This is a genomic window from Bradyrhizobium sp. (assembly GCF_017881085.1).
Classification (GTDB): domain Bacteria; phylum Pseudomonadota; class Alphaproteobacteria; order Rhizobiales; family Xanthobacteraceae; genus Bradyrhizobium.
Genome location: NZ_JADGRI010000285.1, coordinates 1 through 7,122, shown reverse-complemented (window position 1 = coordinate 7,122; position 7,122 = coordinate 1). Strand labels below are relative to the sequence as shown.

The window sequence follows — 7,122 nt, the reverse complement described above, 5'->3', positions numbered from 1 at the left end:
TCTTGCGGCCTTTGAGCACGAACGGGCTCAGATCCAGCGACGGGCGGCTGGTCAGAGCCGCCCGTTCGCACATTCTGCCAGATTTTGCAGACACAAGAGTACGACATAAGCCGTAAACCATTGCGCGGGGAATGCCGGGTGATTCCGGTGTGACCTGACTAACGCGTGTGCTTTTTGCTTTCCACCATCGCACACGCGGCTATCGGGCGCATCGGGCGCCCGGCATTCCCTGCGCCCTCTGATTGGAGAGGGCGGGAATTTAATAGCAGACCTCGGGCGAAATGCGCCGCGAGATCGCGAAGCCGTGCAGAGTGATCTCCCCTCCCTCCACGCGCCCTTGCGCGTGGCGGGGAGGGGTCGGGGGTGGGGGTCTATCAGTTTGCTCATCTGCCAGCGAGTTTGCTGCGGCACCCCCCACCCCCCTCCCCGCCGCTTCGCGGGGGGAGGGGAGGAGTTGTTCGCAATGGCAGGCTGTTTGAAAATTGAATCCGTGACGCTCCGCACACCAACGGCAGGGAAGACGCGAGCCGCGATTACTCCGTCTTCCCCAATTGCGCATGCGGGCGGCCAAAGTCGGGAGCGGCGGAATCCTGGCCGATCTCGACGATGCCGCGGCGGATCGCACGGGTGCGGGTAAAATGCTCGAACAGCGCCTCGCCGTCGCCGCGGCGGATCGCGCGCGTCAGCTTGGAGAGATCCTCGTTGAAGGTGCCGAGCATTTCCAGCACCGCGTCCTTGTTGGCCAGGAACACGTCGCGCCACATCACGGGGTCGGAAGCCGCGATGCGGGTGAAGTCGCGAAAGCCGCCGGCGGAGAATTTTATCACCTCGGACGAGGTCACTTGTGCAAGCTCATCGGCGGTGCCGACGATGGTATAGGCGATCAGATGCGGCAGATGGCTGGTGATCGCCAGCACCAGATCGTGATGATCCGGCGTCATGATTTCGACCCTGGCGCCCAGCGCCGCCCAGAACGCGCGCAGTCGCTCGACCGCATCCGGGTCGGTACCTTCGGGCGGGGTCAGGATGCACCAGCGGTTGATGAACAGTTCGGCGAAACCGGAATCGGGGCCGGAATGCTCAGTGCCGGCGACCGGATGCGCCGGCACGAAATGGATGCCGGCCGGCAAATGCGGCGCCATGTCCTTGACCACGGCGCCCTTGACCGAGCCGACGTCGGAGACGATGGCGCCGGGCTTCAGATGATCGGCGATCTCCTGCGCCGCCGGACCGCAGGCGCCGACCGGGATGCACAGGATCACGAGGTCCGCGTCCTGCGCGGCCTCCGCATTGGTTTCCACCACGCGGTCGACGATGCCGAGCTCCTCGACCCTGGCGCGGGTCTTGGCCGAGCGCGCGGTAGTGACGATCTCGCCGGCCAGCCCGTGCGCGCGCGCGGCCCGCGCGATCGAACCGCCGATCAGGCCGAAGCCGATCAGCGCGATCTTATTGAAGTGCGGCGCGGCGTTCACTTGCCCGCCATGAAGTCGCGCAGGCCCTCGGCCACCAGCCGATTGGCCTCTTCGGTGCCGATGGTCATGCGCAAGGCGTGCGGCAGGCCGTAATTGTTCAAGCCCCGCAGCACCAGGCCGCGCCTGGTCAGGAATGCGTCGGCCTCCGCCGAGGTCTTGCCCTTGTCGAGCGGGAAGTGGATCAGGATGAAATTGGCCACGCTCGGCGTCACCTTGAGGCCGAGCCTTGTCACTTCCTCCGTCAGCCAGTTGCGCCATTTCTCGGTGTGCGCCTTGGACATCTGCTGGTGCGCGGTGTCCTCGATCGCGGCCACCGCCGCCAGCATCGCCGGCGTGGAGACATTGAAGGGGCCGCGGATACGATTGACGGCGTCGACGATATGGGCCGGGCCGAACATCCAGCCGATGCGCAACGCCGCAAGCCCGTGGATTTTTGAAAACGTGTGGGTCATCACCGTGTTGTCCGATGTCGCCACGAGTTCGATGCCGAGTTCGTAGTCGTTGCGCGACACGTAGTCGGAATAGGCGGCGTCGAGCACCAGCAGCACATGCGGCGGCAAGCCGGCGCGCAGCCGCTTGACCTCGTCGAACGGCAAATAGGTCCCGGTCGGGTTGTTCGGGTTGGCGAGCCATACGAGCTTGGTGCGCGGCGAAACCGATTTAAGGATCGCGTCCACGTCGGCGGTGAAGTTGGTCTCGGGCGCGACGACGCTGATGGCGCCGTTCGCCTTGGTCGCGATCGGGTACACCAGGAAGCCGTGGGTGGTGGAGATCGCCTCGTCGCCGTGGCTGAGATAGGCGTGCGCGAGCAGATTGAGGATTTCGTCCGAACCGGCGCCGCAGATGATGCGGTCGGGATCGAGCCCGAAGGCGCGGCCGATCGCTTCGCGCAGCACGCGCGAGGTGCCTTCCGGATAGTCCTCGAGATGGTCAGCGGCATGCTTGTAGGCCGCAACAGCCTTCGGCGAGGGACCGAACGGCGTTTCATTGGCGGACAGCTTGAACACCTTGCGGCCCGGCTCCGGCACCGGGCTCTTGCCGGGCGTGTAGGGCGCAATATCGAGAATGCCGGGATTCGGCACGGGTCGGGACATCTTCTACTCCGCAAATATCGGGGCGGCTTTCAGGACCGGATTCAAGGCCAGGGCTCGATTTAAGAAGGCTCCATTTAAGAAGGCTTCATTTGAGAAGGCTTGACCCCGTTCGGGGGCACCGTATAGCGCGTTGCATGGCTGCCGACGAGAGCCGATGAGCGCACCGACGCGCCGGCCTCGATCAGGGCCGATGTGATCTTTTCGAGGTTTCCCGGGCCGACCGACACCAACAGCGCCGCGCCGTCGAAGGCGGTATCCGGCACCGCGACGATTTCGGCCAGCGGCGACAGCGCGCGGGCGATCTCGGCGTTCCAGCCGGACACCCGCACGCTCCACACCTCGACTTCGGTCACCATGGCGCTGTCGGCGACGCGCGACACCACGAAGACCGGGAGTGCCGCCGGATGGTCCGCGCGCTCGAGGAACGGCAGCCGCGCGCTGATCTTTGGGGCGCCCGCGGCCTCGAGCGCGATCCACCACGGCGTGCGGCTCGACGTGGCCGGGACCAGCGCCAGATCGCCCTTCGACTTCGCCACCGCCTCGACCGCCGCCTGCGCGCTGAAATGCGAGACATAGGGCACGACGAATCCGAAATGAAACCGCGCCGAATCCCGCATCGCGGATTCACCGACGGAAACGTCCGCATGCACCGAAAACGGCGCTTGCACGTAGGTGAAGGTCGAGATGATGACGCGCCAGATGCTCTCGATGGTATCGATCGGCAGAATGCCGCGGTGGCGTTCGACCAGACGCCGCATCATCGCCGCCTCGCGGGCGGGACGGAATGCCGAGCCGACCTCCTGGGTCTGTTTCACCTGGATCAGCCGGTCGATGATGTCGCCGCGCGCCATCAGCAGGCGGTGGACCTGCTCATCAATGCTGTCGATCTCTTTACGCAGCACTTCGAGCGAGGGCGGAGCGGGGGGCGATTGAGACATCTTCAAACCCTGGAGAAGCACGGCCAACCGGCGGGCAAGGAGCATTGATTAGGAAAGACGGTCGCCAAAAGCAAAGAAAACGTTGCAGGTTTGAGCCCGCGCTGGCGATGGAAGCTCGCGTTAACCAGCGGCCTGCCTTGACGAAAGGGCCCGGCGCGACTAGTATTCAAACTATTCCGTGGTCATTTGAGCCGGCCGGCTTGCAGCCACGTTAAACAACTCGCTAAACAGGCCGGGGACATATGTGATCCCGGTCGAACTTATGTTCAGGCCGGGTTTTTTATGGCCTGATTTCCGTGGTGGTTTCTCGAAAACCACCTGAGGAGGTCGGTATCAAGATGGTAAATGTGCAGTCGATACCCAGTCCGGCGATCCATCCCGACGAGCGGTCGCAGGAGGCCGACCATCCGAGTTCGCAGGTCGCGTTGTTCGGAATGGACCAGCCGCTGCCGCTCGATTGCGGCATCGATCTCGCCCCGTTCCAGATCGCCTACCAGACCTATGGCGAACTCAATGCCGCTCGCTCCAATGCCATTCTGGTCTGCCATGCGCTGACCGGCGATCAGCACGTTGCCAATCTGCATCCGGTGACCGGCAAGCCCGGCTGGTGGGAAACCATGGTCGGGCCGGGCCGCCCTCTCGATACCGACAGCTACTTCATCATCTGCGCCAACGTGATCGGCGGCTGCATGGGCTCGACCGGTCCGGCCTCGACCAATCCGGCCACCGGCAAATTGTGGGGGCTGGATTTTCCGATCATCACCATTCCGGACATGGTACGCGCGCAGGCCATGCTGCTGGATCGCCTGGGTATCGACACGCTGTTCTCCGTGGTCGGCGGCTCGATGGGCGGCATGCAGGCGCTGCAGTGGACCGCCGCCTACCCCAAGCGCGTGTTCTCGACGCTGGCGATTGCCTGCAGCACGCGGCATTCGGCGCAGAACATCGCGTTTCACGAACTCGGCCGGCAGGCGGTGATGGCCGATCCGGACTGGCACGGCGGCCGCTACTTCGAGCAGGGCACCCATCCGCATCGCGGCCTCGGTGTCGCGCGGATGGCCGCACATATCACCTATCTGTCGGACGCCGCGCTGCACCGCAAGTTCGGGCGGCGGATGCAGGACCGCGACCTGCCGACCTTTTCATTCGACGCGGATTTCCAGGTGGAGAGCTATCTGCGCCATCAGGGCTCCTCCTTTGTCGAACGCTTCGACGCCAACAGCTATCTCTATCTGACGCGGGCGATGGACTATTTCGACATCGCCGCCGACCATAGCGGCGTGCTGGCGCAGGCGTTTCGCGGCATCCAGACCCGTTTTTGCGTGGTGTCGTTCACCAGCGATTGGCTGTTCCCGACCTCGGAATCGCGCGCGCTGGTGCATGCGCTCAACGCTTCCAGCGCGCGGGTATCGTTTGCGGAGATCGAGACCGACCGCGGACATGACGCCTTCCTGCTCGACGTGCCCGAGTTCTTCGACATCTCCCGCGCCTTCCTGCAATCCGCAGGCAAGGCGCGCGGCCTGACCGGGACCGGCAAGCCATGACCATGCAGCAAGAGGTCCTGCCGCTGAACGGCATGGCCCGGCCCGACACCGGGCATTATCGCGGCGATCATCTGCTGTTGGCCGAGATGGTCGAACGCGGCTCGAAAGTGCTCGACGTCGGCTGTGGCGACGGCGATTTGCTGCAGCTGCTGGAAAGCCGCGGCATCGACGGGCGCGGCATCGAGCTGTCGCGCGAAGGCGTCAACCGCTGCGTGGCCAAAGGGCTTGCGGTGGTGCAGGGCGACGCCGACACCGACCTCGTCAACTATCCCGACGACGCCTTTGACTATGTCATCCTGTCGCAGACCCTGCAGGCGACCCGGCAGCCGCGTGCGGTGCTGGAAAATCTCTTGCGGATCGGACGGCGCGCCATCGTGTCGTTCCCGAATTTCGGGTTCTGGCGGATGCGGCTGCAGCTGTTGGTAGGCGGCCACATGCCGCGCACCGAAAACCTCCCCGCCACCTGGTACGACACGCCGAACATCCATTTCTGCACCATCAAGGATTTCGTGCAGCTCTGCGACGAGATCAACGTCAAGATGGAGCGCGCGGTCGCGCTCGATCTCTACGGCCGGCCGCTGCGGGTGAATATGCCGTGGTGGTTCTGGAACATGTTCGGCGAGCAGGGCGTGTTCCTGCTCAGCCGGGCGGAGAAGACGAAATAGGCCAGTCATTCCGGGGCGCGCGTCAGCGCGAACCCGGAATCTCGAGTTTCCCCGATGTGCACTTGCACATCCTAGGTTCGCGGCTTCGCCTCACCCTGGAACGACATTATCAGCCCGCCATCGTCGACCTGGGATCCCGCACCGGCCAGCGCCCGGCCTCGACCAGCGCGATAAAGCGCTCGACCATTTCGTTGAACAGCGCCGGCTCCTCCAGATTGAGCACGTGGCCCGATTTCGGAAAGAACGCGAGCCCGGCCGCGGGCAGGTGCTTTTTCAGGAACAGGCTGGGCTCGACGCAATTGTCGTCCTCGTCGCCGCAGATGATCAGCGCCGGGGTCGGGACCTTCTTGATGGTGTCCGTCAGCGTGTAGATCGAGGGCCGGCCGCCTTGAAAACTGCGCATGGTGTTGGCGGAGCCCTTGGCGTCGTGGCGGGCCAGCGAGTTGTAGAAGTCGGCGTGGCCGCGCGGATCCTTCAGCAAAAACGGAATCCGGCTCGGCGCCTCGCGCGTGGCCTTTGCCACTTCCACCGAGCCGGCGGTCTCATACTGCTCGGCATTGGCGCGGCATTGCTTGCGGAAGGCCTCGAGGTTTTCCAGGCTCGATCCTGAGCCGACTGCGGCCAGCGTCATCGACAATGCGCGCTCCGGCGCGTTGAGGCCGATCTGCAGCGACGAATAGGAGCCCATCGACAGCCCGACGAAATGCGCTTTTGCAATCTTGAGGTGATCCAGCACAGCCAAAGCATCGGTGTAGAAATGCTTGTAGGTGTAGATTTCGGCCGAGGGCGGCACATCCGACGGGGTGTAGCCGCGCGCCGAATAGGCGATGCAGCGGTGCCCGCGTGAGAAGTAGCGCATCTGCGGCTCCCAATTGGTGTGATCGGCCGCGAATTCGTGCAGGAAGATGATCGGCGTTCCCTGACCGGCCTCTTCGAAATAGAGGCGGACATTGTCGCTGGTGACGGCGTGGGGCATTTTGAAAAATTCCTCTCGTTGGGCCTGCTCGGGCCGAGGTGTTAATCGCAACTAATGCTCGCGGCGGCAATGAGGCGGAACCCGGTTCCCTCGTCAAGGAATCATCGCCGAATTACCCCGAAACCGTTCTTGCGCTGCCGCATCGCGTCTTGCTCTCGCCACACCCGGAATCGCATACGGAGCCCGGATGTCGGCCGCTGCCGCGCTTTGGGATGGAGGCGCTCATGGCCGATGGGAACGGGGGGTGTCTCACAGAGGATAAAGTATGGTTCAGTTGTTTGCGTTCTGCCGGTCGTTTCGCGGGGGCTCTCTCCATCTCGTCGCGCTGGCATTGTGTTCGGCGGCAATCGTCGGCTCGGTCTCGCCGGCTTCTGCCAGATCTCACCACGGCGCATGGCGCCACGCCCATTATGCCGGACATCACATCGGGCAG

Annotated in this window: 6 protein-coding genes and 1 riboswitch; of the genes, 2 read left to right on the top strand and 4 right to left on the bottom strand. The window is 64.1% G+C overall.

Annotated elements, in window-relative coordinates; translation table 11 throughout:
• Positions 1-533: 533 nt before the first annotated feature.
• From QZ213_RS22040 to QZ213_RS22030, 3 genes are all read right to left on the bottom strand, one after another.
• Positions 534-1,472 carry a prephenate/arogenate dehydrogenase family protein gene (locus tag QZ213_RS22040; protein ID WP_291688209.1) on the bottom strand — a complete coding sequence of 313 codons (939 nt, stop codon included), beginning with the start codon at positions 1,470-1,472 and terminating at the stop codon, positions 534-536.
• Complete coding sequence (locus tag QZ213_RS22035) at positions 1,469-2,566, bottom strand: histidinol-phosphate transaminase (protein WP_291688208.1); 1,098 nt, start codon at positions 2,564-2,566, stop codon at positions 1,469-1,471. Before QZ213_RS22035 ends, QZ213_RS22040 begins: the two co-directional genes overlap by 4 nt.
• 74 nt (positions 2,567-2,640) lie before the next feature.
• Positions 2,641-3,504 carry a chorismate mutase gene (locus QZ213_RS22030; protein WP_291688207.1) on the bottom strand — a complete coding sequence of 288 codons (864 nt, stop codon included), beginning with the start codon at positions 3,502-3,504 and terminating at the stop codon, positions 2,641-2,643.
• A 168-nt stretch (positions 3,505-3,672) separates the two neighbouring features.
• A riboswitch (SAM riboswitch) is annotated at positions 3,673-3,752 on the top strand.
• Positions 3,753-3,842: 90 nt separating this feature from the next.
• On the opposite strand from QZ213_RS22030, the gene QZ213_RS22025 reads away from it, so the two are divergent.
• Together QZ213_RS22025 and metW are read left to right on the top strand one after the other, a co-directional pair.
• A complete protein-coding gene (locus QZ213_RS22025) occupies positions 3,843-5,048 on the top strand; it encodes a homoserine O-acetyltransferase (RefSeq protein ID WP_291688206.1) in 1,206 nt (401 codons plus the stop codon).
• Positions 5,045-5,713 carry a methionine biosynthesis protein MetW gene (gene metW, locus QZ213_RS22020; protein WP_291688205.1) on the top strand — a complete coding sequence of 223 codons (669 nt, stop codon included), beginning with the start codon at positions 5,045-5,047 and terminating at the stop codon, positions 5,711-5,713. The genes QZ213_RS22025 and metW overlap by 4 nt, the downstream gene beginning before the upstream one ends.
• Before the next feature lie 109 nt (positions 5,714-5,822).
• On the opposite strand, the gene QZ213_RS22015 is transcribed toward metW, so the two are convergent.
• Positions 5,823-6,689: an alpha/beta hydrolase gene (locus QZ213_RS22015; RefSeq protein WP_291688204.1), complete on the bottom strand. Its 867-nt coding sequence runs from the start codon at positions 6,687-6,689 to the stop codon at positions 5,823-5,825.
• Between the last annotated feature and the right edge of the window lie 433 nt (positions 6,690-7,122).

Excerpts from the sequence above, each read along its gene's own strand:
- QZ213_RS22035 (WP_291688208.1), bottom strand. The coding sequence starts at position 2,566 with ATGTCCCGACCCGTGCCGAATCCCGGCATTCTCGATATTGCGCCCTAC.
- QZ213_RS22030 (WP_291688207.1), bottom strand. The coding sequence starts at position 3,504 with ATGTCTCAATCGCCCCCCGCTCCGCCCTCGCTCGAAGTGCTGCGTAAA.
- metW (WP_291688205.1), top strand. The coding sequence starts at position 5,045 with ATGACCATGCAGCAAGAGGTCCTGCCGCTGAACGGCATGGCCCGGCCC.
- QZ213_RS22015 (WP_291688204.1), bottom strand. The coding sequence starts at position 6,689 with ATGCCCCACGCCGTCACCAGCGACAATGTCCGCCTCTATTTCGAAGAG.
- QZ213_RS22025 (WP_291688206.1), top strand. The coding sequence starts at position 3,843 with ATGGTAAATGTGCAGTCGATACCCAGTCCGGCGATCCATCCCGACGAG.